The organism is Pseudomonas farris (genome assembly GCF_019145235.1).
In the GTDB taxonomy this organism is placed as follows: Bacteria; Pseudomonadota; Gammaproteobacteria; order Pseudomonadales; family Pseudomonadaceae; genus Aquipseudomonas; species Aquipseudomonas farris.
Genome location: NZ_JAHSTV010000011.1, coordinates 190,556 through 215,653, shown reverse-complemented (window position 1 = coordinate 215,653; position 25,098 = coordinate 190,556). Strand labels below are relative to the sequence as shown.

At 58.3% G+C, this 25,098-nt stretch carries 21 protein-coding genes; 13 read left to right on the top strand and 8 right to left on the bottom strand.

Annotation, left to right across the window (positions count from 1 at the left end; all coding sequences use genetic code 11):
• Window positions 1-72 precede the first annotated feature (72 nt).
• The 3 genes from KVG95_RS23120 to gcl all read right to left on the bottom strand — a co-directional run bounded on the left by KVG95_RS23120 (window position 73) and on the right by gcl (window position 3,871).
• Window positions 73-963 (bottom strand): 2-hydroxy-3-oxopropionate reductase, encoded by an 891-nt coding sequence (locus tag KVG95_RS23120; protein WP_007894261.1) that lies wholly within the window; start codon window positions 961-963, stop codon window positions 73-75.
• 211 nt (window positions 964-1,174) lie between these two features.
• Window positions 1,175-1,957, bottom strand: coding sequence for a hydroxypyruvate isomerase (gene hyi / locus KVG95_RS23115; RefSeq protein ID WP_008014978.1), 783 nt, complete (start codon window positions 1,955-1,957; stop codon window positions 1,175-1,177).
• 138 nt (window positions 1,958-2,095) lie between these two features.
• Window positions 2,096-3,871: a glyoxylate carboligase gene (gcl, locus tag KVG95_RS23110; protein ID WP_217858083.1), complete on the bottom strand. Its 1,776-nt coding sequence runs from the start codon at window positions 3,869-3,871 to the stop codon at window positions 2,096-2,098.
• 266 nt (window positions 3,872-4,137) lie between these two features.
• Here gcl and KVG95_RS23105 point away from each other — a divergent pair, with 266 nt between their 5' ends.
• From KVG95_RS23105 to KVG95_RS23095, 3 genes are all read left to right on the top strand, one after another.
• Window positions 4,138-4,578 (top strand): GlcG/HbpS family heme-binding protein, encoded by a 441-nt coding sequence (locus KVG95_RS23105; protein ID WP_217858082.1) that lies wholly within the window; start codon window positions 4,138-4,140, stop codon window positions 4,576-4,578.
• A gap of 213 nt (window positions 4,579-4,791) precedes the next feature.
• The gene (locus KVG95_RS23100) at window positions 4,792-5,250 is read left to right on the top strand and encodes an REP-associated tyrosine transposase (RefSeq protein WP_038979664.1); all 459 of its coding nucleotides are present in this window, start codon (window positions 4,792-4,794) and stop codon (window positions 5,248-5,250) included.
• A 242-nt stretch (window positions 5,251-5,492) separates the two neighbouring features.
• Window positions 5,493-6,440, top strand: coding sequence for an IS110 family transposase (locus KVG95_RS23095; protein ID WP_217858081.1), 948 nt, complete (start codon window positions 5,493-5,495; stop codon window positions 6,438-6,440).
• A 115-nt stretch (window positions 6,441-6,555) separates the two neighbouring features.
• Here the strand turns inward: KVG95_RS23095 and KVG95_RS23090 are convergent, their stop codons facing one another.
• Complete coding sequence (locus KVG95_RS23090; RefSeq protein WP_008073046.1) at window positions 6,556-7,164, bottom strand: TetR/AcrR family transcriptional regulator; 609 nt, start codon at window positions 7,162-7,164, stop codon at window positions 6,556-6,558.
• Window positions 7,165-7,298: 134 nt separating this feature from the next.
• Between KVG95_RS23090 and KVG95_RS23085 the strand changes: the two genes are divergently transcribed.
• A complete protein-coding gene (locus KVG95_RS23085; protein ID WP_217858080.1) occupies window positions 7,299-8,213 on the top strand; it encodes a DUF808 domain-containing protein in 915 nt (304 codons plus the stop codon).
• Window positions 8,214-8,389: 176 nt separating this feature from the next.
• Here the strand turns inward: KVG95_RS23085 and KVG95_RS23080 are convergent, their stop codons facing one another.
• On the bottom strand, window positions 8,390-9,178 hold the full coding sequence (locus tag KVG95_RS23080; RefSeq protein ID WP_123720733.1) for an MlaA family lipoprotein: 789 nt from the start codon (window positions 9,176-9,178) through the stop codon (window positions 8,390-8,392).
• Window positions 9,171-10,469: a serine/threonine protein kinase gene (locus KVG95_RS23075; protein ID WP_217858079.1), complete on the bottom strand. Its 1,299-nt coding sequence runs from the start codon at window positions 10,467-10,469 to the stop codon at window positions 9,171-9,173. Before KVG95_RS23075 ends, KVG95_RS23080 begins: the two co-directional genes overlap by 8 nt.
• A gap of 223 nt (window positions 10,470-10,692) precedes the next feature.
• On the opposite strand from KVG95_RS23075, the gene KVG95_RS23070 reads away from it, so the two are divergent.
• Complete coding sequence (locus KVG95_RS23070; RefSeq protein ID WP_217858078.1) at window positions 10,693-11,061, top strand: hypothetical protein; 369 nt, start codon at window positions 10,693-10,695, stop codon at window positions 11,059-11,061.
• Between the two features lie 113 nt (window positions 11,062-11,174).
• On the opposite strand, the gene KVG95_RS23065 is transcribed toward KVG95_RS23070, so the two are convergent.
• Complete coding sequence (locus KVG95_RS23065; RefSeq protein WP_217858077.1) at window positions 11,175-12,770, bottom strand: glycoside hydrolase family 17 protein; 1,596 nt, start codon at window positions 12,768-12,770, stop codon at window positions 11,175-11,177.
• 286 nt (window positions 12,771-13,056) lie between these two features.
• Here KVG95_RS23065 and KVG95_RS23060 point away from each other — a divergent pair, with 286 nt between their 5' ends.
• The 3 genes from KVG95_RS23060 to KVG95_RS23050 all read left to right on the top strand — a co-directional run bounded on the left by KVG95_RS23060 (window position 13,057) and on the right by KVG95_RS23050 (window position 16,080).
• Window positions 13,057-13,908, top strand: coding sequence for a glycine betaine ABC transporter substrate-binding protein (locus KVG95_RS23060; protein ID WP_217858076.1), 852 nt, complete (start codon window positions 13,057-13,059; stop codon window positions 13,906-13,908).
• Between the two features lie 205 nt (window positions 13,909-14,113).
• Window positions 14,114-14,425: a DUF485 domain-containing protein gene (locus tag KVG95_RS23055; RefSeq protein WP_007894282.1), complete on the top strand. Its 312-nt coding sequence runs from the start codon at window positions 14,114-14,116 to the stop codon at window positions 14,423-14,425.
• Window positions 14,422-16,080 carry a cation acetate symporter gene (locus KVG95_RS23050; protein ID WP_217858075.1) on the top strand — a complete coding sequence of 553 codons (1,659 nt, stop codon included), beginning with the start codon at window positions 14,422-14,424 and terminating at the stop codon, window positions 16,078-16,080. Before KVG95_RS23055 ends, KVG95_RS23050 begins: the two co-directional genes overlap by 4 nt.
• A 1,032-nt stretch (window positions 16,081-17,112) precedes the next feature.
• Here the strand turns inward: KVG95_RS23050 and gltA are convergent.
• Window positions 17,113-18,402, bottom strand: a complete 1,290-nt coding sequence (gene gltA / locus KVG95_RS23045) for a citrate synthase (RefSeq protein ID WP_007898998.1) — start codon at window positions 18,400-18,402, stop codon at window positions 17,113-17,115.
• Window positions 18,403-18,764: 362 nt separating this feature from the next.
• On the opposite strand from gltA, the gene sdhC reads away from it, so the two are divergent.
• The 5 genes from sdhC (at window position 18,765) to KVG95_RS23020 (ending at window position 25,087) form a co-directional block, all read left to right on the top strand.
• Window positions 18,765-19,139 carry a succinate dehydrogenase, cytochrome b556 subunit gene (sdhC, locus tag KVG95_RS23040; protein ID WP_123360162.1) on the top strand — a complete coding sequence of 125 codons (375 nt, stop codon included), beginning with the start codon at window positions 18,765-18,767 and terminating at the stop codon, window positions 19,137-19,139.
• Window positions 19,133-19,501: a succinate dehydrogenase, hydrophobic membrane anchor protein gene (gene sdhD / locus KVG95_RS23035; RefSeq protein WP_052967227.1), complete on the top strand. Its 369-nt coding sequence runs from the start codon at window positions 19,133-19,135 to the stop codon at window positions 19,499-19,501. Before sdhC ends, sdhD begins: the two co-directional genes overlap by 7 nt.
• 3 nt (window positions 19,502-19,504) lie before the next feature.
• Window positions 19,505-21,277 carry a succinate dehydrogenase flavoprotein subunit gene (gene sdhA, locus KVG95_RS23030; RefSeq protein ID WP_123720740.1) on the top strand — a complete coding sequence of 591 codons (1,773 nt, stop codon included), beginning with the start codon at window positions 19,505-19,507 and terminating at the stop codon, window positions 21,275-21,277.
• Window positions 21,278-21,288: 11 nt separating this feature from the next.
• Window positions 21,289-21,993 carry a succinate dehydrogenase iron-sulfur subunit gene (locus KVG95_RS23025; RefSeq protein WP_007898989.1) on the top strand — a complete coding sequence of 235 codons (705 nt, stop codon included), beginning with the start codon at window positions 21,289-21,291 and terminating at the stop codon, window positions 21,991-21,993.
• Window positions 21,994-22,255: 262 nt separating this feature from the next.
• Window positions 22,256-25,087 (top strand): 2-oxoglutarate dehydrogenase E1 component, encoded by a 2,832-nt coding sequence (locus KVG95_RS23020; RefSeq protein ID WP_007898987.1) that lies wholly within the window; start codon window positions 22,256-22,258, stop codon window positions 25,085-25,087.
• Window positions 25,088-25,098: the final 11 nt, after the last annotated feature.

Here is a 25,098-nt window from a genome sequence, read left to right as displayed (position 1 = left end):
CGCAGTATGTCAGGTGCATCGCGGCGATTTCATCGCGAGCAGGCTCGCTCCCACAGGTTTTTGCGCAAGGCTTTATTTATCGCGAATCGAGAAATTCGCCATGTGTTCCAGGCCCTTGATCAGCGCCGAGTGGTCCCAGTTGCTGCCACCGATGGCCGCGCAGGTGCTGAACACTTGCTGGGTATTGGCGGTGTTCGGAAGGTTGATGCCCAGTTCGCGAGCGCCGGCCAGGGCCAGGTTCAGGTCCTTCTGGTGCAGGCTGATGCGGAAGCCCGGGTCGAAGGTGCCCTTGATCATGCGTTCGCCGTGAACTTCAAGGATCTTCGATGATGCGAAACCGCCCATCAGCGCTTCACGCACCTTGGCCGGATCGGCACCGTTTTTCGAGGCGAACAGCAGCGCTTCGGCCACGGCCTGGATGTTCAGCGCGACGATGATCTGGTTCGCCACTTTCGCGGTTTGACCGTCGCCGTTGCCACCGACCAGGGTGATGTTCTTTCCCATGGCTTGGAACAGTGGCAGGGCGCGTTCGAACGCATCGGCATCGCCACCGACCATGATGCTCAGGGTCGCGGCTTTGGCGCCGACTTCACCGCCGGACACTGGTGCGTCGAGGTATTGAGCGCCTTTCTCGTTGATCTTGGCAGCGAAGGCTTTGGTGGCGGTCGGCGAGATCGAGCTCATGTCGATCACGACTTTGCCCTTGCTCACGCCCGCTGCAACGCCGTCGGCGCGGAACAGCACGTCATCGACCTGCGGAGTATCCGGGACCATGACGATGATGAACTCGGCTTCCTGGGCCACTTCTTTCGGGTTCGCCAGCGCGATGGCACCAGCGGCGACCAGATCGGCAGGGGCTGGGTCGTGGTGTGCCGACAGGAACAGGCTGTGACCGGCTTTCTGCAGGTTCAACGCCATTGGGTGGCCCATGATGCCGGTGCCGATAAATCCGATTTTAGCCATGAGAAAATCCTCTTGTTTTTGTGTGGCTCCCGGCTCTGGACCGATGAGCTCTTTGTGGCGAGGGGGCTTGCCCCCGTTGGGGCGCGAAGCGACCCCAAATGTTTTTTCGCGGTGAGTCAGATAGAACGCATGTGCCGGTTTTTACGACTGCTTCGCAGCCGAACGGGGGCAAGCCCCCTCACCACACAAGCCCGCTCCCACAGGTGTCAGATCAAATCGCGTTATGGGTTTTCAACCAGCCCAGACCCGCTTCAGTGGTGGTCAGCGGCTTGTATTCACAGCCAACCCAACCCTGATAACCGATGCGGTCCAGGTGTTCGAACAGGAAGCGGTAATTGATTTCACCAGTGCCCGGTTCGTTGCGCCCTGGGTTGTCGGCCAACTGGATGTGGTTGATCTCGCCCAGGTGCGCGGCCATGGTCCGGGCCAGGTCGCCCTCCATGATTTGCATGTGATAGATGTCGTATTGCAGGAACAGGTTGGCGCTGCCGACCTGCTCGCGAATCGACAGGGCTTGCGCCGTGTTGTTCAGGTAGAAGCCCGGGATGTCACGGGTGTTGATCGCTTCCATTACCAGTTTGATGCCCACCGCTTGCAGCTTGTCGGCCGCGTACTTGAGGTTGGCGACAAAGGTCTTTTCCACGGTGGCATCGTCGACGCCTTGTGGACGAATACCGGCCAGGCAGTTGATCTGGGTATTGCCCAGCACTTTGGCGTAAGCGATGGCCAGATCGACACCGGCGCGGAATTCTTCGACCCGATCCGGCAAGCACGCGATACCGCGCTCGCCCTTGGCCCAGTCACCGGCTGGCAGATTGAACAGCACTTGGGTCAAGCCATTGGCATCGAGCTTGGCTTTGATTTCGGCGGAGCTGAAATCGTAGGGGAACAGGTATTCGACACCACTGAAGCCGGCCTTGGCGGCAGCGTCGAAACGGGCAAGAAAATCCTGCTCGGTGAACAGCATGGACAGGTTGGCTGCGAAACGCGGCATGGTGGTCTCCCGTATATGTGTGAGGTCCCTTGTGGGAGCGAGCCCTGCTCGCGAAAGCGGTATGTCAGCCAACATCTTTGTTGGATGTGAAGCCGCCTTCGCGAGCAGGCTCGCTCCCACAGTGGGAACGGTCAGCAGTTAATCGAGCAGCGAAATCGCCGTTGGCGCATCGTTGCCGACCAGCGCCAGGTCTTCAAATTCGTTGACGGCGTTGATCTCGGTGCCCATGGAAATGTTGGTCACGCGCTCCAGAATGATCTCGACGATCACCGGCACTTTGAACTCCTCGATCAGTTCCTGAGCCTTGCGCAGGGCAGGCTGGATCTGATCCGGTTCAAATACCCGCAGCGCCTTGCAACCCAGGCCTTCGGCGACAGCGACGTGGTCGACACCGTAACCGTTGAGTTCCGGAGCGTTGAGGTTGTCGAAGGACAGCTGCACGCAGTAGTCCATGTCGAAACCGCGCTGAGCCTGACGGATCAGCCCCAGGTACGAGTTGTTCACGACAACGTGGATGTACGGCAGCTTGAACTGCGCGCCCACCGCCAGTTCTTCGATCATGAACTGGAAGTCGTAGTCGCCCGAGAGCGCCACCACTTTGCGGGTCGGATCAGCCTTGACCACACCGAGTGCTGCCGGAATGGTCCAGCCCAGCGGGCCGGCCTGACCGCAATTGATCCAGTGACGCGGTTTGTAGACGTGCAGGAACTGCGCGCCGGCAATCTGCGACAAACCGATAGTGCTGACGTAGCAGGTGTCCTTGCCGAACACCTGGTTCATCTCTTCGTAAACCCGTTGCGGCTTGACCGGCACGTTGTCGAAGTGAGTCTTGCGCTGCAGGCTGGCTTTGCGTTGCTGGCAGTCTTGCAGCCAGGCGCTGCGGTTTTTCAGCTTGCCGGCGGTTTGCCATTCGCGAGCGACTTCGATGAACACGGTCAACGCGGCAGCGGCGTCGGATACGATGCCCAGGTCCGGGGTGAACACGCGGCCGATCTGGGTCGGTTCAATGTCGACGTGAATGAACTTGCGGCCTTCGGTGTAAACGTCGACCGAACCGGTGTGACGGTTAGCCCAACGGTTACCGACGCCCAGCACCACGTCCGACTTCAACATCGTGGCGTTGCCGTAACGGTGCGAGGTTTGCAGGCCGACCATGCCAACCATCAGCGGGTGATCGTCCGGGATGGTGCCCCAGCCCATCAGGGTCGGGATCACTGGAATACCGGTCAGCTCAGCGAACTCCACCAGCAACTCGCTGGCGTCGGCATTGATGATGCCGCCACCGGCGACCAGCAATGGACGTTCAGCCTGATCGAGCATGGCCAGGGCCTTCTCGATTTGCACGCGGTTAGCGGTCGGCTTGGCCAGCGGCAGCGGTTCATAGGCGTCGATGTCGAATTCGATTTCAGCCATCTGCACGTCGAACGGCAAGTCGATCAGCACCGGGCCTGGACGGCCGGAGCGCATTTCATAGAAGGCTTTCTGGAACGCGTAAGGCACCTGGCCCGGTTCCATAACGGTGGTCGACCACTTGGTGACCGGCTTGACTATGCTGGTGATATCGACGGCCTGGAAGTCTTCCTTGTGCATCCGGGCCCGCGGGGCCTGGCCGGTGATGCACAGGATCGGGATCGAGTCGGCCGAGGCGCTGTAGAGCCCGGTGACCATGTCGGTACCGGCCGGGCCGGAGGTGCCGATGCACACGCCGATGTTGCCGGCCTTGGTGCGGGTGTAGCCCTCGGCCATGTGCGAGGCGCCTTCAACGTGGCGAGCGAGGACGTGATCGATGCCACCGACCTTCTGCAAGGCGGAGTACAGCGGGTTGATCGCGGCTCCGGGGATGCCAAAAGCGGTATCAACCCCTTCACGGCGCATCACCAGAACGGCGGCTTCGATTGCTCTCATTTTGCTCATTGTTTTGTGCCTCTTACGTTTTGTAATTGTATACAAGTGGCTTTGCGCAGAGTGTATTCACGGCGGACGGCGCAGGTCAATCCATTTTCTCAAGCAGCTGTTTCATTCGTCGGAAGCCCGAAGGACTGTGGCTTTTCGTCGCATGTGGCGCTTTTTGAAAATTATTGTATACAAAAAAATAATTCATTGTGTTCTATTTGTTGCATCGGATTGCGCAACAGAAAGCAATCCAACGGCTTTCCCAATAACAAAATGAGGACGGCACCATGAGCGCTTTAACCTTGAACGTCGCAGTCAATCTGGCCACTCAGGCCCTCTCCGCAGGTCGTGCAATCTCTGCCGCGCCCTTGACCGTTGCCGTGCTGGACGCCGGTGGGCACTTGATAACGCTGCAACGCGAAGACGGCGCGAGCCTGCTGCGCCCGCAGATCGCCATTGGCAAAGCCTGGGGCGCGATCGCCTTGGGCAAAGGCTCACGCCTGCTGGCCCAAGACGCCCAGCAACGCCCGGCTTTCTTCGCCGCGCTGAATAGCCTGGGGCAAGGCAGCGTCGTCCCGGTACCGGGCGGCGTGTTGATTCGGGATCAGGATGGGAGTGTGTTGGGGGCGGTGGGCATCAGCGGTGATTTGTCTGATGTTGATGAGCAGTGTGCGATCAGGGCGATCGAGGCGCAGGGGTTGAGGGCGGATGCGGGGGTGACCGCTTGATTATTCGGTGACTGATCTACCGCTTTCGCGAGCAAGCCCGCTCCCACACTGATCGTCGGTAGACACAAATTGTGTGAACACCGCAGATCAACGGTGGGAGCGGGCTTGCTCGCGAAGGCGATGTTCCAGACACATCCAGCTAAAAGTCTGCCCCACTATCCGGTATTCGCTGATCTAGCCTTTTCATGATTTCATCCATGAAGGGGCAAAGGAATGCCTGAACTGTCAGCATCACATCGCCTGCGCATTGGTCGCTATGCAGAGCAAAACCGCATCTACCTACTGACGGCCAATACCCTTGGGCGGGAGCCTGTTTTCAAGGATTACACCTTGGGCAGGATGGTCGTACATCAATTCAAGCAAGCACAGAGCGAGGGTTTTGCCGATTCATTGGCCTGGGTTGTCATGCCCGATCATTTTCATTGGCTTGTTCAATTGCAAAAGGGATCGCTGGGGCAGTTGATGTGCCAGGCGAAATCCTTGAGCACTCGATCAATCAATTCGGCGAGTGGACGGACAGGCAGTCTTTGGCAGCAGAGTTTTCATGATCATGCGCTGCGGCAAGAGGAGAGTTTGGTAAGAGTGGCACGGTATGTCGTTGCCAACCCATTGCGGGCGGGACTGGTTGAGAAGTTGGGTGACTATCCGTTGTGGGATGCCATTTGGGTTTGATAGGGAACCGAGTTGCCCCATTCGCGAGCAAGCCCGCTTGTATGGTAGGACTTGAAGGGAGGAGGAGGGACAAAGCCCGATTCTGACTGTTGACGCAGTACAGATCCGTGGGAGATTTCGCCCCTCCTCCTTTCACCCAAGCGCCGATAAAGAATGCATCTGGCTAGGACCGACGATAGGAACAAGCCTGCGCCTCTGGGTGAGCCCTTCAAGTGCTCAAAACATATCCCGGAGGAAATCCAATGGCAATGCCGGTTTCTGTCACAAAGCCAATCGTAGGCGTGGATGTCGCCAAGAACGAACTGGTGATCTATCACGCCGAACTTGACCTGCTTGAAGAGATTCCCAACAACAAGGCTGCCATCAAGCAGTGGTTGAAAGCCTTGTCGGGGACAGTCGCGGTAGCCATTGAGTCGACCAATATCTATCACCTGGAGTTCGCCGATCTGGCCTATGAGGCTGGCTGCGTGATTTACATGGTGGGTGGCTATGAACTCAGCCATTACCGAAAAGGGGTGAATATCCGCGCCAAAACCGATGCGTTGGATGCCAGACTGCTCGCCCGCTATCTGAAGAACGAAGGTGATGATCTTCATCCTTGGACCCCGCCATCACCGCTGTACCGCCAGCTCTTGAGCCTTTTTCGTCGTCGCGCAGCCTTGGTTCAGGCGCGGGTCGGCCTGGTGCAAAGTTGGGCGAATGAACCGCTGCTGAAATCTGCTTTCGCCGCGCAAGTGAAAGCCATGCAGCAGCTTGAAACGCTGGTCGAAAAGACGATTAATGATCATCTGAAAGAAGCCGGTTTGCTCGGTCAGTTGAAGCGTTGCCTGAAAGTTGAAGGCATTGGATTTCTGACCGGAGCCCGCTTGCTCACGGCGTTTCAGCGGGGCGACTTCAGAAACGCAGATGCCTTTATTGCCTTTCTGGGAATGGATTTGCGGGTGGCGAAGTCAGGGCAAAAAGACGGGCGCCGGAGCTTGACCAAGCGAGGTGACCCGGAAGCTCGCCGGCTTCTGCACAATGCAGCTATGTCGGCCAGCCGTACGCCAGCCTGGAAAGGCTTTTATGAAGAGCAAAGAGCTCGAGGTTTCAGCACCACTCAGGCGCTGGTGATACTGGCTCGCAAGCTTGCTCGGATCGTATTCGCTCTACTGAAAGGACAGAGCGAATATCAACCCAAAGCTGGTTGAGGGCTTCCCTTCAACCATAGAATCTCCCACAGTTGATCTCGGTTGGTTCACCGATTTTGTGTACGCAGTAGATCCAATGTGGGAGCGGGCTTGCTCGCGAAGGCCGCACCGCGGTCTACCGGTCCAGCTCACACCCCTTAAGCACCAACCGGATAATCGTCTGCGCCGCCGCTTCATAGTCGGCCTCATCCAGTTTGGCTTTACCGGTAACCGCAGAGATCTGCCAGTCGAAGTCGGCGTAGGTCTGGGTGGCGGCCCAGATGCTGAACATCAGGTGGTTGGGGTCGATCGGGGCGATCTGGCCGCGGTCGATCCAGGTCTGGATGCAGTCGATGTTGTGCCTGGCCTGGCCGTTGAGCTGCTCGACCAGGTCGGGGCTCAGGTGCGGGGCGCCGTGCATGATTTCGCTGGCGAACACCTTGGAGGCGAAGGGCAGGTCACGGGAGATGCGGATTTTCGAGCGAATGTAGCCGCTCAGTACTTCGCTGGGCACGCCGTCGGCGTTGAACGGCGTCGAGGCCTGCAGGATCGGCTCGATAATGCTTTCCAGGACCTCGCGGTAGAGATTTTCCTTGGATTTGAAGTAGTAGTAGACGTTAGGCTTGGGCAGCCCGGCCTTGGCCGCGATGTCACTGGTTTTGGTCGCAGCGAAGCCCTTGTCGGCAAATTCTTCACTGGCGGCACGCAGGATCAGTTCTTTGTTGCGCTCGCGGATGGTGCTCATAAACCAAGGAGTTCCTTGCCTGTTCTGGCGGTTGCGCATGGTAGCACCGGCCTCGCGCGGCGCTCAAGAATGCCCCGTCTGGCCTCGGGTCGCGCTATGCTGCGCACCATTCATTCAAGAAGGAAACCTGATTCATGGCAGGAAGCAGTTTGCTGGTGCTGATCGACGACATCGCCACCGTACTGGACGATGTGGCGTTGATGACCAAAATGGCCGCGAAGAAAACCGCCGGCGTGCTTGGCGACGATCTGGCGCTCAACGCCCAGCAGGTTTCCGGCGTGCGTGCCGAGCGGGAAATCCCTGTGGTGTGGGCGGTTGCCAAGGGCTCGTTCCTCAACAAGCTGATCCTGGTGCCGTCGGCGTTGGCCATCAGTGCGTTCATTCCGTGGCTGGTCACGCCGTTGTTGATGGTCGGTGGCGCTTACCTGTGCTTCGAAGGTTTCGAGAAACTCGCGCACAAATTCCTGCACAGCAAAGCTGAAGATCAGGCTGAACACGCAGAACTGGTCGAGGCTGTGGCCAACCCGGCGGTCGATCTGGTGGCGTTCGAGAAGGACAAGATCAAAGGTGCGATCCGTACCGACTTCATCCTCTCGGCGGAAATTATCGCCATCACCCTGGGCACCGTGGCAGACGCTTCGCTGACCCAGCAAGTGATCGTGCTCTCGGGCATCGCCATCGTCATGACCATCGGCGTATACGGCCTGGTGGCCGGCATCGTCAAACTCGACGACCTCGGTCAGTGGCTGGCGCTGAAGCCCGGCCAGATGGCCAAAAGCATCGGCGGCGGGATTCTGCGTGCGGCGCCGTACATGATGAAAAGCCTGTCGGTGATTGGCACCGCGGCGATGTTTTTGGTCGGCGGCGGGATTCTGACCCACGGCGTGCCGGTGATTCATCACTGGATCGAGAGTGTCAGCGCGGGTGCTGGTGGGGCCGGGTTTATCGTGCCGACATTGCTGAACGCGGTGGCCGGGATTGTGGCGGGTGCGGCGGTGTTGGTTGGGGTGATGGCTGTCAGCAAGGTTTGGAAAACGGTAAAGGCCTGAACCTGTGGGAGCGAGCCTGCTCGCGATAGCGGTCTAGCAGGTCAACATTGATGGTGAATGTGATGACCTCATCGCGAGCAGGCTCGCTCCCACAGTTGATTGGTGGTGTTTGAGACGCCGCACATAAAAAAGGCCATTCGACGCAAATCGAATGGCCTTTTTTGTTGCCGTCGGAATTACTCGGCAACCTGCAGCTTGCGCGACTCGGTGTACACGTAACGCACTTTTTCATATTCGAACGGCGTATTCAGCTGACCATAGCGGAAGCTGTTCTGATAGCGCTTATCGACGGCGCGCAGTGCCCAGACTTCCGGGTGGTTGGAGCTGACTTCGGCCACGTTCAGGAAGTTGATCGCCGATTCGCCGGTGTAATCCACCACCAGGCCTGCGGTGTCACGCAGGTTCGACGGGCCGAGGATCGGCAGCACGAAGTAGGCGCCGCCTGGTACGCCGTAGAAGCCCAATGTCTGACCAAAGTCTTCGCTCTGGCGCGGCAGCCCCATGGAGGTGGCTGGATCCCACAGACCGGCGACACCGATGGTGGTGTTGAGCAGCAGGCGCGCGGTGGTTTCCATCGAGCGCTGACCCTTGAATTGCAGCAGGCTGTTCACCAGGTTCGGTACATCGCCGACGTTGTTGAAGAAGTTACTGACGCCGGTGCGCAGGAAACTTGGGGTGATGTAGCGATAGCCATTGACCACGGGCAGGAACACCCATTGGTCGAAACGGTAGTTGAAGTGGTAGACGCGGCGGTTCCACTCTTCCAGCGGGTCATAGACGTTCAGCGCGTTGAGCGTCGAGCGTTCGAACTCGCGCTGATCCAGCCCCGGGTTGAACTTGAGTTTGCTCAGCGGTTCCTTGAAGCCGTCACTATCGACCACCACAGGTGCATTGGCTTTGCTGTTGTCGGCGTTGGCCACGCCTGCACAGAGTAACGCTGCGATCAGCAGGGGGTATTTAGCCACGGAAAAACTCCAGCATTGCGTCACTGTTGACGCGATAGTTGAGGTTGCCGCAATGGCCGCCCAATGGATAAACAGTCAAACGGTCGCCGAAGGTCCGGCGCAGAAACCCCAGGTCGCCAGGGCCGAGGATCACATCATCGGCATTGTGCATGACGGCGATTTTCGGACTGTCATGCAGATAATCCTTGAGTGCATACAGGCTGACCTGATCGATCAGTTGCAGCAGGCTGCCGCCATCGGTGCGGGCGCGCCACATCGGAATGACCTGTTCGGTCAGGTAGCAGTCGAAGTCGCATTGCAGCGCACGTTTGAGGAACGGCGTGAGGGTGGTGCCTTCGGTGATCGGGTATTTCGGTGGTGTGATCAGGCCACGGCGGTTGATCAGGTCTGAGGTGAAGGCGATGTCGGCCGCCGAGAAACGGAACGAAGTGCCGATCAGCATGGCCATCTGCTCGTTGCTCAAGTGCTGCTTGGACTGCTGGAAGTCATAGAGCAGGGCATCGTTGAGGTCGATGTAGCCTTTCTGCTGGAAGTAGCGGGTCAGTTTGTCCAGCACCAGCTCATAGAAGGTGGTGCTGTTGTTGATGCCTTTCACCTCTGTTTGTACCAGCTTGTCCAGGTTGGTGATCGAGGTGTAAAGGTTGACCGGCGGGTTGAGCAGCAAGACTTTCTTGAAATTGAAGCTGCGACGGGTTTCATCCAGGTGCGCCACAAAGGCTGCATCCAGGGCACCGAGGCTATAGCCACTCAGGTAATAGTCGGTGACCGGCAGTTTCGGGTTTTGCGCCCGCACGGCCTGCATCACGCGGTACATGTCTTCGGCATCTTCCTTGGTCACACCGGGGGTAGCGAAACGCGAAGCAGCGGTCATGAAGTCGAAGCTGGTCGGCGACGACAGCTGCACCACGTGATAGCCCGCTTTGTAATAGAGCTTTTTCAGGTACTCGTTGAGGGTGCTGTCATAGCGTGCACCGGTGCCGGAAATCAGGAAGATCAACGGTGCCGCTTGATCTTGCGTGGCGATGCGGTAGGTGAGTTGCTTCACCGGCCAGAAGTTGTCCGGCAGGCTGAATTCACGCTCGGGGCGCATCGTGACGCTGCGATCTTCCTGATTGATGTCGTCGTCCAGCGGTAATTCCGGGCGTAACTCCGGCGGTGTCGTGGCGATGGTCGCCTCGAACGGGTTGGTCAGGGGGTAGCCGTAACTGGCGGCATCAATGTCGGCCGCCAGTGCGGACGCACTTAAAAACAAGCCGCCAAACAGGGCGGCGCAGCGCAAGGAACGGAGCATGACTAGATCCCTTAGAGGAAGGTGCCGGGTGAAGTTCGCAGGCTATGACCACAGGATTTGCGCCAAAGTGCCATGATGGACACCAAACAGGCCTGATTTCGGAGCAACGGTAGCTGGACGATACACTTTGCAGCTATTTCATGAACAGTTATCTGTTGATGTCACTTGCTTACCGCGGGCGGGGGATTAAGCTGGCCGCCGATTTCGTTTATTGGAGTGTTGCATGTCCCGCCGTCTGCCCGTGATCCTGTTGCTCGTTCTTCTGCCGTTATGGCTGGCCGCCAGTTATGGCGCGCGTTATGGCTTCATGGAGGACGCTCAATGGGTCGGCATTTGCGTTGATGAGGCCAGTCGTTGGGAATGCCAGATTCGTTCGAACCTGGGCCTGATGATTCATTTCAAGGTGCTGGGCTGGACGGCATTGGCCGCAGCCGTTATCGGTTTTGTGCTGCCGGGGCGAGCGGGGTGGTGGTTGGCGGTGCTGGCGCTGGTATTCGGGTTTCCGGCGCTGGCGTTGTACAACACGACGTTGGCGGTGTTTGCGGTGGTGATTGCTGCTTTGCGTCTGGTCCGGGCTTCTCGCAGCGCCTGATAGTCAGCCTTCGCGAGCAAGCCCGCTCCCACAGTTGACCGCATTCTCATGTTAGATGCGATCGAATGTGGGAGCGGGCTTGCTCGCGAAGAGGCCAGCAGGCGCGCTGAAAATCAGCCCTTGCGAACCCGCAAGCTGCGCCACAACGCTGCCACCATCAACACACTCACCAGCGCCCAACCCCAGGCCTGCTGGTTTTGCAAACCTTCTTGATACAGTTGCGGCGCAATACCGGCACCGATAATGAAGGTCAGCACGGCGATTTCCCGACGCGGTACGTTCACCGGACGGCACAGGTACACCAGCGCCGGCAGGATGAACGCGACACTCGGGAAGCTGCGATAACGCGGGTCGAACACCAGCTCCAGCATCATCACCGCTGCGGCAAAACCTGCCGCTGCCAGCCACCAGCCGGCGCGACGTTCCAGTGCATTGAAGGCGCGTTCACGCCAGCCGGTGCGAGCGCTCAAGGTCAGCGCGGCATGCGCCAGCACCAACAGATTCAACCCTGTCAGCAAGGCGACCCACAGCCATTCACTGGCAAACCGGGTGGTGACACGGGCCAGATCGCCCCAGGCGCCAATCGAACAGGCCGCCAACGCACCGAGCAGTGGCAGAACCAACGCCGCGCGGGTACTGCGAACGCGACCGCCGAGAATCAGCGTGCCGATGAAGATCAAGCCACCCACCGCCAGCCATTGCGACCAGTACGGTACGTTCGAGACTGGTCCGGCGAGTACGCCCTTATCTTGGCGATCGGCGTCGAACAGTCCCCAATAACCTCCGACCGCACCTTCGCTGGCGCGTTTCCAGGGCTGGTCGAAAGCCTCGATCAGGTTGTAATGCCAGCCTTGCTGCTCGGCCATGATCACAAAGCTGCGAATGAACTTGGCTTCATTGACCCGGCTCGGCAGGGCGGTTTCGCGCTGACGGCCTTCGCTCGGCCAGCCGGTCTCGCCAATCATCACGTCTTTGGGCGCAAATTTGTTGCCGAACACCTGACGCACTTCGGCCACATGCTGCAGCGCGGCGTCGATGTTCGACGGATCGTCTTCCCAGTACGGCAGCAAATGGATGGTCAGGAAGTCTACTGCCGGGGCGATTTCCGGGTGCTTGAGCCAGAATTCCCAGACGTCGGCGTAGGTCACCGGTTGTTTGACCTGACTTTTGACCTTGTTAATCAGCGTTGCCAACTGTGCGCCGGTGACTTCCTTGCGCAGCAGGGTTTCGTTACCTACGATCACTGAGGTCACGACATCGGCGTTGGCATTGGCCGAGGCGATCAGCAGGTCGACCTCCTTGGCGGTGTCCACCGGGTTGCTGTTGACCCAGGCGCCGATCATCAGCTTCAAGCCGTGCTTGCGTGCCAGGTCGGGCAGGGCCTCGAGGCCGGTCATGGAATAAGTGCGGATGCATTCGAAGCGGGTTGCCAGTAGTGCGAGGTCGGCGTCCATGCGCTCGGGGCGCAGTTTGAACGGCACATCGAACGGCGATTGGTCTTTATCGAACGGGGTGTAGGAGGCGCATTGCAGCTTGTGCGTCGCGCTGGCCACGTCCGGCAGGATCACCGGTTTGCCGAGTCCATACCAGAAGCCACCGAGGGCAAAAAGCCCCAGCAGGCAGGCGAATAAATAAGCAAAAAAAGGAAAGCGGGATGTCACGGGCATGGTCAGGCCGTCTGGGAACAAAGCCGCGCATGTTACCTGCATTTGTCCCGCGCTTGGTGGCCTGCATAATTTTGACATGCAAAGTTCGGGCGGGGTGGCGGATGGAGTTGCGACGGTTGCAATTAATGGCCTTCTGATGTCGTTTCTCGATGCCTTGAGGTCGCTGGCAGAGCAGGTCATCGTGGGCGTCAGGTTGATCATCCAATCGTCAGTACTCCGCTGATGTTTGAACGAGTTTGCAGTGAGGCGTGATGGGGGCGCTGTGCACCATAACAATACGTTGAGCGGCTCGGCATCCGTCGAGCGCAGCACTTTCGGGGAAGTAACGATGAAGATGCGACGACTCTTGGGCGCAGGTGCCGCTTTGGTGCTGGCGATCAGTTCTACAGTGGCCAGTGCTGAAGGCAAGGCAGTGACGATCGGTTATGTAGACGGCTGGTCGGACAGCGTCGCCACGACCAACGTGGCCGCAGAAGTGATCAGGCAGAAACTCGGTTATGACGTGAAGCTGCAAGCGGTTGCCACCGGGATCATGTGGCAGGGTGTGGCCACTGGCAAACTCGACGCCATGCTGTCGGCGTGGCTGCCCGTGACCCACGGTGAATACTGGACCAAGAACAAGGATCAGGTCGTCGATTACGGCCCGAACTTCAAGGATGCGAAAATCGGCCTGATCGTGCCGGAGTACGTCAAGGCCAAGTCTATTGCCGATCTGAAAACCGACGACAGCTTCAAAAACCGTATCGTCGGCATCGACGCCGGTTCAGGCGTGATGCTCAAGTCCGAGCAGGCGATCAAGGACTATGGCCTGGACGGCTACACCCTCAAGGCCAGTTCCGGCGCCGGTATGATTGCCGAGCTGACCCGTGCCGAGAAGAAAAACGAATCCATTGCCGTCACCGGTTGGGTGCCGCACTGGATGTTCGCCAAGTGGAAACTGCGCTTCCTGGACGACCCGAAAGGCGTTTATGGCGCGGCTGAAACCGTGAACAGCATCGGTAGCAAAGGCCTGGATGCCAAAGCACCTGAAGTTGCGAAGTTCCTGAAGAACTTCCAGTGGGCGTCGAAAGACGAAATCGGCGAGGTCATGTTGGCTATTCAGGAGGGCGCCAAGCCTGAAGCCGCAGCGAAAGACTGGATTGCCAAACACCCGGACCGCGTTGCCGACTGGACCAAATGATTTGACCTGAAGCGTCTAGTCAGTATCTCTCAAGGCCCCTTGGCATATATGCCAAGGGGCCTTTTGCTTTTTTATATGTTTAATGCATGCTGAAAAATGGCGACTCTGTCATGTCGTTCTAATACTAAGGTCGTCTGGAACCTGTCCGGCAGCCGCATAGAGTGGATACCGTTCCAACTAAATCTGTGCTGCGAGGATAAAAACAATGAACGACAGCATTTACCTCTCGATTCAAAACAGCTCGCGCTTCAAAGAGCTGGTCAGCAAGAGAGAACGATTCGCCTGGATTCTTTCAGCGATCATGCTTGGGCTGTACTCCGGATTCATCCTTTTGATTGCTTACGGGCCGCATATTCTGGGCGCGAAAATCAGCCCCGAGTCTTCGATTACCTGGGGCATTCCGATCGGAGTCGGGCTGATCGTTTCGGCCTTTATCCTGACGGGCATCTACGTGCGACGCGCCAATGGCGAATTCGACGACTTGAACAATGCGATTCTCAAGGAGGCTCAGCAATGATCCGGCGTCTAATGGCTCTATTGAGCATCGCAGCTTTTGCACCTGGCGCCTGGGCGGCTGACGCCTTGACCGGTGCAGTGACCAAACAACCCCTGAACGTCGCGGCGATCCTGATGTTCGTGGCGTTCGTCGGCGCGACTTTATATATCACTTACTGGGCTTCCAAGAAAAACAACTCGGCCGCCGACTACTATGCGGCGGGCGGCAAGATCACCGGTTTCCAGAACGGTCTGGCGATTGCCGGTGACTACATGTCCGCGGCGTCCTTCCTGGGTATTTCCGCCCTGGTGTTCACCTCGGGCTACGACGGCCTGATCTACTCGATCGGCTTCCTGGTGGGCTGGCCGATCATTCTGTTCCTGATCGCCGAGCGCCTGCGCAACCTGGGCAAGTACACCTTTGCCGACGTGGCGTCCTACCGCCTGGGGCAAACCCAGATTCGCTCGCTGTCCGCTTGCGGTTCGCTGGTGGTGGTGGCGTTCTACCTGATCGCGCAAATGGTGGGTGCCGGCAAACTGATTCAGCTGCTGTTCGGTCTCGACTATCACGTTGCGGTGATCCTGGTCGGTATCCTGATGTGCCTGTACGTGCTGTTCGGCGGCATGCTGGCGACTACCTGGGTGCAGATCATCAAGGCGGTGCTGTTGCTGTCCGGTGCCTCGTTCATGGCGCTGATGGTAATGAAACACGTCAACTTCGACTTCAACGCGCTGTTCTCCGAGGCGATCAAGGTTCACCCTAAAGGTGAAGCGATCATGAGCCCGGGCGGCTTGGTGAAAGATCCGATCTCGGCGTTCTCCCTTGGTCTGGCGCTGATGTTCGGTACCGCTGGCCTGCCGCACATCCTGATGCGCTTCTTCACCGTGAGCGACGCTAAAGAAGCACGTAAAAGCGTGCTGTATGCAACCGGCTTCATTGGCTACTTCTACATCCTGACCTTCATCATCGGCTTCGGCGCGATCCTGCTGGTCAGCACCAACCCGGCCTTCAAAGATGCGGCCGGCGCGCTATTGGGCGGCAACAACATGGCGGCGGTGCACCTGGCCAACGCGGTCGGGGGCAGTATCTTCCTGGGCTTCATCTCGGCGGTGGCGTTCGCAACCATCCTGGCGGTGGTAGCTGGTCTGACCCTGGCCGGCGCATCGGCGGTGTCTCATGACCTGTATGCCAGTGTGATCAAGAAGGGCAAGGCCAACGAGAAGGACGAGATCCGCGTCTCTAAAATCACCACCATCGCTCTGGCGGTGCTGGCGATCGGCCTGGGCATTCTGTTCGAGAAGCAGAACATCGCGTTCATGGTGGGCCTGGCGTTCTCCATCGCGGCGAGCTGCAACTTCCCGGTGCTGCTGCTTTCGATGTACTGGAAGAAGCTGACGACTCGCGGTGCGATGATCGGCGGCTGGCTGGGTCTGGTCAGTGCTGTTGGCTTGATGGTGCTGGGGCCAACCATCTGGGTGCAGATCCTCGGTCACGAGAAGGCGATCTTCCCGTATGAATACCCGGCGCTGTTCTCTATGGCCATTGCGTTTGTCGGGATCTGGTTCTTCTCGATCACTGACAAGTCCGCCGAGGGCGTGAACGAGCGGGCGCTGTTCTTCCCGCAGTTTGTTCGTTCGCAGACCGGGTTGGGGGCGAGTGGGGCGGTTTCGCACTAAGGCTTCTATATATAAGCCGCGCTAAAACGAATGCCCCGGTCGAGAGATCGGGGCATTTTTTATTGGGCGGTTATCGCACTCTGTTCGGCTTGCTCGCGAAGGCGGCCTGATAGCCGACCGTGCTCTTTGATGGTGTACATATCCGTTTCTGCGGTAACGCCGGCTGGCGGTTTCGCTCTTACAGCGAGTCCCTTTTCCAAACGCCGAAAAGGAACCAAAAGGCTTTGCCCCTCCATTCGGTGCCTCGCCTAGGCTCGGCATGCCATAACGAAGGCATTGCTCCGGGGGCCCGCCGCCATCGGCCATCCATGGCCGGGGGCGGCTACCGAGGCATCCTTGCCGCGGTGCCCCCTGCGCAATACCTGCGTTCGGCCTCTGGGAAAGGGGCAACAGATCACGATCAAGATCAAAAGCCAAAGCCAAAGCAACGGCAAGATCAACAGCTTCGCGAGCAAGCCCGCTCCCACAGTTGGACTGGGTACATCCGGGGAAAATTGGTCGGCTGACAGGCGCCATCGCAGCGATGCGGCGACCCGACAAGCCAGCTCCCACAAAAAATCAGAGCACATCCAAAATCAGAGCATATCCGCTCTGCTTTTCACCACTCAACAGGCCGAGCGTTAGCTCGCCTGCAGCTTTTGATGTTGACGCACCGCCCCCTCGAGAGGCCGAGTGGAGGTTCTGCGCAGTGGGCAACCCGGCATGGATGCCGGGTTAGCCGCCCCCGGCCATGGATGGCCGATGGCGGCGGGCCCACGGAGCAGGACCGGAGCGAGGGTATGCCGAGCCTAGGCGAGGCACCGAACGACAGGGGCAGAAGCGCTTTGGTTACTTTCGCGCTTTTCGAAAGTGACCCGCTGTAAGAGCGGAACCGCCAGCCGGCGCAACCGAAGAAACGGATATGGACACAACCATAGAGCCCGGTCGGCCCTCAGGCCGCCGCGTCATTCAACGTCAGGCACAAACAAAAACGGCCCCTATCCAATAGAGGCCGTTCCCGGTACAGCTCAAGACATTATCGCAAGACAGGTCTTATTCGCGGTCTTCCAGCTTGGTGATATCACGCGACTCGTAGCCGGTGTACAACTGGCGCGGGCGGCCGATCTTGTACGGGCTGGAGAGCATTTCTTTCCAGTGGGAAATCCAGCCGACGGTCCGCGCCAGCGCGAAGATCACGGTGAACATGCTGGTCGGAATGCCGATCGCCTTGAGGATAATCCCCGAGTAAAAGTCGACGTTCGGGTACAGCGAACGCTCGATGAAGTACGGATCGGTCAGGGCGATCTCTTCCAGGCGCATGGCCAGTTCGAGTTGCGGATCGTTGGTGATGCCCAGCTCTTTCAGTACTTCGTCGCAGGTTTGCTTCATGACGGTGGCGCGTGGGTCGCGGTTTTTGTAAACCCGGTGACCGAAGCCCATCAATTTGAACGGATCGTTCTTGTCCTTGGCCTTGGCGATGTACTTGTCGATGTTCGAAACATCGCCAATCTCGTCAAGCATGGTCAGAACGGCTTCGTTCGCACCGCCGTGGGCAGGGCCCCACAGTGCAGCGATACCGGCGGCGATACAGGCGAACGGGTTGGCACCCGACGAACCGGCCAGACGTACGGTAGAAGTCGATGCGTTCTGCTCGTGGTCGGCATGGAGGATGAAGATCCGGTCCATGGCCTTGGCGAGTACCGGGCTGATCGGTTTGATCTCGCACGGGGTGTTGAACATCATGTGCAGGAAGTTTTCCGCGTACGACAGGTCGTTGCGCGGGTACATCATGGGTTGGCCCATGGAGTACTTGTAAACCATTGCGGCCAGGGTCGGCATCTTGGCAACCAGGCGGATCGCGGAGATTTCGCGATGCTGCGGGTTATTGATGTCGAGGGAGTCGTGGTAGAAGGCCGAGAGGGCGCCAACTACGCCGCACATGACGGCCATCGGGTGGGCGTCGCGACGGAAGCCGTTGAAGAAGGTCTTCAATTGCTCGTGAACCATGGTGTGGTTCTTCACGGTGCCTACGAACTGGGCCTTCTGTTCTGCGGTCGGCAATTCGCCGTTGAGCAGCAGATAGCAGGTTTCCAGGTAGTCCGACTTTTCAGCCAGCTGTTCGATCGGGTAGCCGCGGTGCAGCAGAATGCCGTTGTCGCCGTCGATGTAGGTGATCTTCGACTCGCACGAGGCAGTCGACATGAAACCAGGGTCAAAGGTGAAACGGCCCGTGGCCGTCAGGCCCCGAACGTCGATAACATCGGGACCAACGGTGCCGGTTAAAATGGGCAGCTCGACGGGGGCTGCGCCCTCGATGATCAACTGCGCTTTTTTGTCAGCCATGTGGCCTCCTATTTATGCTTGAAATCATCAGACAGACCCCCCACGCAGGGCCCGCACCACTATAGTGAGATAAATTCGAATGTCAATTTGCCTAAAGTCTTGCTCCAGAAGGCTTTAACCGGACTTTTTCCTCGAAATTGCCTGCCATTTACGCCTTTTATCTCACTTGTGCAATCAGCTATTAGGGGAAGGCGAACGCGTTGTCATTAGTAGCCTAACTGTCTATACTCGGCCACCGACCGCCAGGGGCTTTTGGGCCTGCTTTATTGGGGGTCGCATCCCTGGGTGGTGGTTACCTGACCAGTGCACTCCCCAACAACTTTGCCCTGATTGTTAGGGGCTCTTCAGTGTGAAAAAAAGCCGTGAAAAGCCAACGACCTGTAAACCTAGACCTAAGGACCATCAAACTCCCCATCACCGGCGTTACGTCGTTTCTTCACCGTGTTTCCGGCATCATCCTCTTCCTGGGCCTTGGCTTCATGCTGTATGCATTGGGCAAGTCTCTGGGTTCCGAGGAAGGTTTTGCCGACGTGAAGGCATGCTTGACCAGTCCGCTGGCCAAGTTCGTAGCATGGGGCCTCCTGTCCGCTCTTCTGTATCACCTGGTAGCCGGTGTGCGCCACTTGATTATGGATATGGGCATCGGTGAGACGCTGGAAGGCGGCAAGCTGGGCTCGCAAATCATTATCGCCGTGTCTGCGGTGTTGATCGTTCTGGCGGGAGTTTGGATATGGTAACCAGCGTTACGAACCTGTCGCGTTCGGGCCTCTATGACTGGATGGCACAGCGTGTGTCTGCGGTCGTTCTCGCGGCTTATTTCATCTTCCTGATCGGATACCTCGTTGCGAATCCTGGCATTGGCTACACCCAATGGCACGAACTGTTCGCAAGCAACTGGATGCGTATCTTCAGTCTGCTGGCCCTTGTGGCCCTGGGCGCTCACGCCTGGGTCGGCATGTGGACCATCGCGACTGACTACCTGACGCCGATGGCGCTGGGCAAGTCCGCGACTGCAGTACGTTTCCTTTTCCAGGCAGTATGCGGCGTTGCGATGTTCGCTTACTTCGTCTGGGGTGTGCAGATTCTCTGGGGTATCTGATCCATGGCTAACATTCCAACGATTTCTTTCGACGCCATCATTATTGGTGGTGGCGGTGCCGGCATGCGCGCAGCGCTGCAACTGGCACAGGGTGGTCACAAGACTGCCGTGATCACCAAGGTTTTCCCGACTCGTTCGCACACCGTGTCGGCCCAGGGCGGCATCACTTGCGCCATTGCGTCTGCCGATCCGAACGATGACTGGCGCTGGCACATGTACGATACCGTCAAGGGTTCCGACTATATCGGTGACCAGGACGCTATCGAATACATGTGTCAGGAAGGTCCTGCCGCCGTATACGAGTTGGACCATATGGGTATGCCGTTCTCGCGTACCGAACAAGGTCGTATCTATCAGCGTCCGTTCGGTGGTCAGTCCAAGGACTACGGTAAAGGTGGCCAGGCCGCCCGTACCTGCGCCGCTTCCGACCGTACCGGTCACGCGCTGCTGCACACCCTTTATCAGGGCAACCTGAAAGCTGGCACCACGTTCCTGAACGAGTACTACGCTGTTGATCTGGTGAAAAACCAGGAAGGCGCATTCGTCGGCGTGATTGCCATCTGCATCGAAACCGGTGAAACCACCTACATCCGTGCCAAGGCCACTGTATTGGCCACCGGCGGTGCAGGTCGTATCTACGCTTCGACCACCAACGCCCTGATCAACACCGGTGACGGCGTTGGTATGGCGCTGCGTGCCGGCGTACCGGTACAAGATATCGAAATGTGGCAGTTCCACCCGACCGGCATCGCCGGCGCCGGTGTTCTGGTTACTGAAGGTTGCCGTGGTGAAGGTGGTTACCTGATCAACAAGCACGGCGAGCGTTTCATGGAGCGCTATGCTCCGAACGCCAAAGACCTTGCCGGTCGTGACGTTGTTGCCCGTTCGATGGTTAAAGAAATCATTGCCGGTAACGGTTGCGGTCCGAATGGCGACCACGTAATGCTCAAACTCGACCACCTGGGCGAGGAAGTGCTGCACAGCCGTCTGCCAGGCATCTGCGAACTGTCCAAGACTTTCGCACACGTTGACCCTGTTGTTGCTCCGGTTCCGGTTGTTCCGACCTGCCACTATATGATGGGCGGCGTTCCGACCAACATTCACGGTCAGGCAATCACCCAGAACGACGAAGGCGTAGACGAAATCATCCCTGGCCTGTTCGCAGTGGGTGAAGTGGCGTGCGTATCGGTTCACGGCGCCAACCGTCTGGGCGGCAACTCGCTGCTCGACCTGGTGGTATTCGGCCGCGCTGCCGGCCTGCACCTGGAAAAAGCGCTGACCGACGGTATCGAATACGATGAGGCCACCGACGCTGACATCACCGCGGCCCTGGCACGTCTGTCCGCTTTGAACGAGCGTACCGAAGGTGAAGACGTGGCAACCCTGCGTCGCGAACTGCAAAACTGCATGCAGAACTACTTCGGTGTGTTCCGCACCGGCGAATACATGCAGAAGGGTATTGCTCAGCTGGCTGATCTGCGTGGCCGTATCGCCAACGTCAAGATCAACGACAAGAGCCAGGCGTTCAACACCGCGCGTATCGAAGCGCTGGAACTGCAGAACCTGCTGGAAGTGGCCGAAGCCACTGCCATCGCTGCAGAGGTGCGCAAAGAGTCCCGCGGTGCTCACGCCCGTGAAGACTTCGAAGACCGTGACGACGAAAACTGGCTGTGCCACACCCTGTACTTCCCGGGTGACAAGCGCGTGACCAAGCGTGCTGTGAACTTCTCGCCGAAGACTGTTCCGACTTTTGAACCTAAGATTCGGACTTATTAAGGGTGGCCGCCATGTTGCAAGTCAGTGTTTATCGTTACAACCCTGATCAGGACGCTGCGCCGTTCATGCAGGAATTCCAGGTTGATACCGGTGGTAAAGACCTGATGGTGCTGGACGTGCTGGCCCTGATCAAAGAGCAGGACGAAGGTTTTTCCTATCGTCGCTCTTGCCGTGAAGGTGTTTGCGGTTCCGACGGCATGAACATCAACGGCAAGAACGGTCTGGCATGCATCACGCCGCTGTCTGCCGTCGTAAAACGTAACAAGCTGATCGTTCGTCCGTTGCCAGGTTTGCCGGTTATCCGTGACCTGGTCGTCGATATGAGCATCTTCTACAAGCAATACGAAAAGGTTAAGCCATACCTGCAGAACGACACGCCGGCTCCGGCCATCGAGCGTCTGCAGTCTCCTGAAGAGCGTGAAAAGCTCGATGGTCTGTACGAGTGCATCCTGTGCGCTTGCTGCTCGACTTCGTGCCCGTCCTTCTGGTGGAACCCGGACAAGTTCCTGGGTCCGGCTGCTCTGCTGCAAGCCTATCGCTTCCTGGCAGACAGCCGCGACAACAAGACATCCGAGCGTCTGGCTTCGCTGGATGACCCGTTCAGCGTATTCCGCTGCCGGGGCATCATGAACTGCGTCAACGTTTGTCCGAAAGGCCTGAACCCGACTAAGGCCATCGGTCACATTCGTAACATGCTGCTGCAAAGCGGCGTGTGATTCAGCTGCTGTACCCGTAGGACCGCTGTACCCGTAGATGCTACGGCGCAGGCTTCAACCGGCGCCGTAGTTTTAACCTGAGCAGCAGCTTATAAGGCTGCGGCTCTTATTTTGAAGAAATGAGACAAGCAGGGGCATCCGGGCTGGTACCCGGACTATCAGCGTGATCCTAAGTGGCTTGTTTTAGTCGCTGCATTCGGACTTCTGCAAGTTTTCTCGGTGTCGACGCCGGTGGTGTTCCCCTAACCGAGGGTGACCAAGCATGCAAGAAAGCGTGATGCAGCGCATGTGGAACAGCGCCTACCTATCCGGTAGTAACGCTGCCTATGTGGAAGAGCTCTACGAGCTCTACCTGCACGACCCTAACGCTGTGCCAGAAGAGTGGCGCACCTACTTCCAGAAGTTGCCTGCTGATGGCAACACTGCCACCGATGTTTCGCACTCCACAATTCGCGATCATTTCGTCTTGCTGGCAAAGAACCAGCGCCGCGCCCAACCGGTTTCCGCCGGCAGCGTGAGCAGTGAGCACGAGAAGAAGCAAGTTGAAGTGCTGCGATTGATCCAGGCCTACCGTATGCGTGGCCACCAGGCAGCCCAGCTTGACCCGCTGGGGCTGTGGCAGCGTCCTGCACCTGCAGACCTGTCAATCAATCATTACGGCTTGACCAATGCCGATCTTGATACGACCTTCCGTGCCGGCGACCTGTTCATCGGCAAAGAGGAGGCGAGCCTACGCGAAATTCACGAAGCGTTGCAGCAGACATATTGCCGCACCATCGGCGCTGAATTTACGCATATCACCGATTCCGAGCAGCGCCAGTGGTTCCAGCAGCGTCTGGAAAGCGTGCGCGGCCGTCCGACGTACTCCGTCGACATCAAGAGCCACCTGCTTGAGCGCGTCACCGCCGGCGAAGGCCTGGAAAAATACCTCGGGACCAAATACCCGGGTACCAAGCGTTTCGGTCTGGAAGGCGGCGAGAGCCTGATTCCGATGCTCGACGAGCTGATCCAGCGTTCCGGTTCCTACGGCACCAAGGAAATCGTGATCGGCATGGCCCACCGTGGTCGTCTGAACGTACTGGTCAATACCTTCGGCAAGAACCCGCGCGAGCTGTTCGACGAGTTCGAAGGCAAGAAGAAGGTCGAGCTGGGGTCCGGTGACGTTAAATATCACCAGGGCTTCTCGTCCAACGTGATGACCACCGGCGGTGAAGTTCACCTGGCCATGGCGTTCAACCCTTCTCACCTGGAAATCGTTTCCCCGGTGGTCGAGGGTTCGGTTCGCGCCCGTCAGGATCGTCGTAACGACCCTACCGGCGAGAAGGTTCTGCCGATCTCCATCCACGGTGACGCGGCATTCGCCGGTCAGGGTGTGGTGATGGAAACCTTCCAGATGTCGCAGACCCGCGGTTTCAAGACCGGCGGCACCGTGCACATCGTGATCAACAACCAGGTCGGTTTCACCATCAGCAACCCGCTGGACTCGCGCTCCACCGAGTACGCGACCGACGTTGCGAAGATGATCCAGGCGCCGATCCTCCATGTAAATGGTGATGATCCGGAAGCCGTGTTGTTCGTGACCCAGCTGGCCATCGACTACCGCATGCAGTTCAAGCGTGACGTGGTGATCGACCTGGTCTGCTACCGTCGTCGCGGCCACAACGAGGCCGACGAGCCTAGCGGCACCCAGCCAATCATGTATCAGCAGATCACCAAACAGCGCACCACCCGTGAGCTGTATGCCGATCGTCTGACCCAGGGCGGTGTGCTGGACGCAGAACGTGTTCAGGCGAAAGTCGACGAATACCGCAATGCGCTGGACAACGGTCTGCATGTTGTAAAAAGCCTGGTCAAAGAGCCGAACAAAGAGTTGTTCGTGGACTGGCGTCCGTATCTGGGCCACGCCTGGACCGCGCGTCACGACACTCGCTTCGATCTGAAAACCTTGCAGGAACTGTCCGCCAAGCTGCTGGAAATTCCAGAAGGCTTCGTGGTTCAGCGCCAAGTCTCGAAAATCTACGAAGACCGTCAGAAAATGCAAGCCGGCGGCCTGCCGATCAACTGGGGTTACGCCGAAACCATGGCGTACGCGACCCTGGCGTTCGAAGGTCACCCGATTCGCATGACGGGTCAGGACATCGGTCGCGGTACGTTCTCGCACCGTCACGCTGTCTTGCACAACCAGAAAGACGCGGGTACCTACGTCCCGCTGCAAAACCTGTACAAGGGCCAGCCACGTTTCGACCTGTACGATTCGTTCCTGTCCGAAGAAGCCGTGCTGGCGTTCGAATACGGTTACTCGACCACCACGCCTGAGGCGCTGGTGATCTGGGAAGCCCAGTTCGGCGACTTCGCCAACGGTGCCCAAGTGGTTATCGACCAGTTCATCACCAGTGGCGAGCACAAGTGGGGTCGTCTCTGCGGTCTGACCATGCTGCTGCCGCACGGTTATGAAGGTCAGGGTCCAGAGCACTCTTCGGCTCGTCTGGAGCGTTACCTGCAGCTGTGCGCCGAGCACAATATTCAGGTCGCCGTTCCGACTACGCCGGCTCAGATCTACCACTTGCTGCGTCGTCAGGTGATTCGCCCGCTGCGCAAGCCGTTGATCGTTCTGACTCCGAAGTCGCTGCTGCGTCACAAACTGGCCATCTCGACTCTGGAAGATCTGGCCGAAGGTTCGTTCCAGACCGTTATCCCGGAAATCGATGCCCTGGACCCGAAAAAGGTCGAGCGCGTTGTTCTGTGTAGCGGCAAGGTCTACTACGACCTGCTGGAAAAACGCCGTGCCGAAGGTCGTGATGACATCGCCATCGTGCGTATCGAGCAGCTGTACCCATTCCCTGAGGACGACTTGAACGAAGTCCTGGCTCCGTACACCAACCTCAAACATATCGTTTGGTGTCAGGAAGAGCCGATGAACCAGGGGGCCTGGTACTGCAGCCAACACCACATGCGCCGCATCGTTGGCAATCACGACAAGTCTCTCGTACTCGAGTACGCGGGCCGTGATGCTTCTGCTGCACCTGCTTGTGGTTATGCATCGATGCACGCTGAGCAGCAGGAACAACTGCTGCAAGACGCCTTTACTGTTTAACGCCTTCGCGC

Bases quoted from the DNA above. Each gene is read 5' to 3' on its own strand.
- KVG95_RS23120 (WP_007894261.1), bottom strand. From the start codon at position 963: ATGGCTAAAATCGGATTTATCGGCACCGGCATCATGGGCCACCCAATG.
- hyi (WP_008014978.1), bottom strand. From the start codon at position 1,957: ATGCCGCGTTTCGCAGCCAACCTGTCCATGCTGTTCACCGAGCAGGAT.
- gcl (WP_217858083.1), bottom strand. From the start codon at position 3,871: ATGAGCAAAATGAGAGCAATCGAAGCCGCCGTTCTGGTGATGCGCCGT.
- KVG95_RS23105 (WP_217858082.1), top strand. From the start codon at position 4,138: ATGAGCGCTTTAACCTTGAACGTCGCAGTCAATCTGGCCACTCAGGCC.
- KVG95_RS23100 (WP_038979664.1), top strand. From the start codon at position 4,792: ATGCCTGAACTGTCAGCATCACATCGCCTGCGCATTGGTCGCTATGCA.
- KVG95_RS23095 (WP_217858081.1), top strand. From the start codon at position 5,493: ATGGCAATGCCGGTTTCTGTCACAAAGCCAATCGTAGGCGTGGATGTC.
- KVG95_RS23090 (WP_008073046.1), bottom strand. From the start codon at position 7,164: ATGAGCACCATCCGCGAGCGCAACAAAGAACTGATCCTGCGTGCCGCC.
- KVG95_RS23085 (WP_217858080.1), top strand. From the start codon at position 7,299: ATGGCAGGAAGCAGTTTGCTGGTGCTGATCGACGACATCGCCACCGTA.
- KVG95_RS23075 (WP_217858079.1), bottom strand. From the start codon at position 10,469: ATGCTCCGTTCCTTGCGCTGCGCCGCCCTGTTTGGCGGCTTGTTTTTA.
- KVG95_RS23070 (WP_217858078.1), top strand. From the start codon at position 10,693: ATGTCCCGCCGTCTGCCCGTGATCCTGTTGCTCGTTCTTCTGCCGTTA.
- KVG95_RS23065 (WP_217858077.1), bottom strand. From the start codon at position 12,770: ATGCAGGTAACATGCGCGGCTTTGTTCCCAGACGGCCTGACCATGCCC.
- KVG95_RS23060 (WP_217858076.1), top strand. From the start codon at position 13,057: ATGAAGATGCGACGACTCTTGGGCGCAGGTGCCGCTTTGGTGCTGGCG.
- KVG95_RS23055 (WP_007894282.1), top strand. From the start codon at position 14,114: ATGAACGACAGCATTTACCTCTCGATTCAAAACAGCTCGCGCTTCAAA.
- KVG95_RS23050 (WP_217858075.1), top strand. From the start codon at position 14,422: ATGATCCGGCGTCTAATGGCTCTATTGAGCATCGCAGCTTTTGCACCT.
- gltA (WP_007898998.1), bottom strand. From the start codon at position 18,402: ATGGCTGACAAAAAAGCGCAGTTGATCATCGAGGGCGCAGCCCCCGTC.
- sdhD (WP_052967227.1), top strand. From the start codon at position 19,133: ATGGTAACCAGCGTTACGAACCTGTCGCGTTCGGGCCTCTATGACTGG.
- sdhA (WP_123720740.1), top strand. From the start codon at position 19,505: ATGGCTAACATTCCAACGATTTCTTTCGACGCCATCATTATTGGTGGT.
- KVG95_RS23025 (WP_007898989.1), top strand. From the start codon at position 21,289: ATGTTGCAAGTCAGTGTTTATCGTTACAACCCTGATCAGGACGCTGCG.
- KVG95_RS23020 (WP_007898987.1), top strand. From the start codon at position 22,256: ATGCAAGAAAGCGTGATGCAGCGCATGTGGAACAGCGCCTACCTATCC.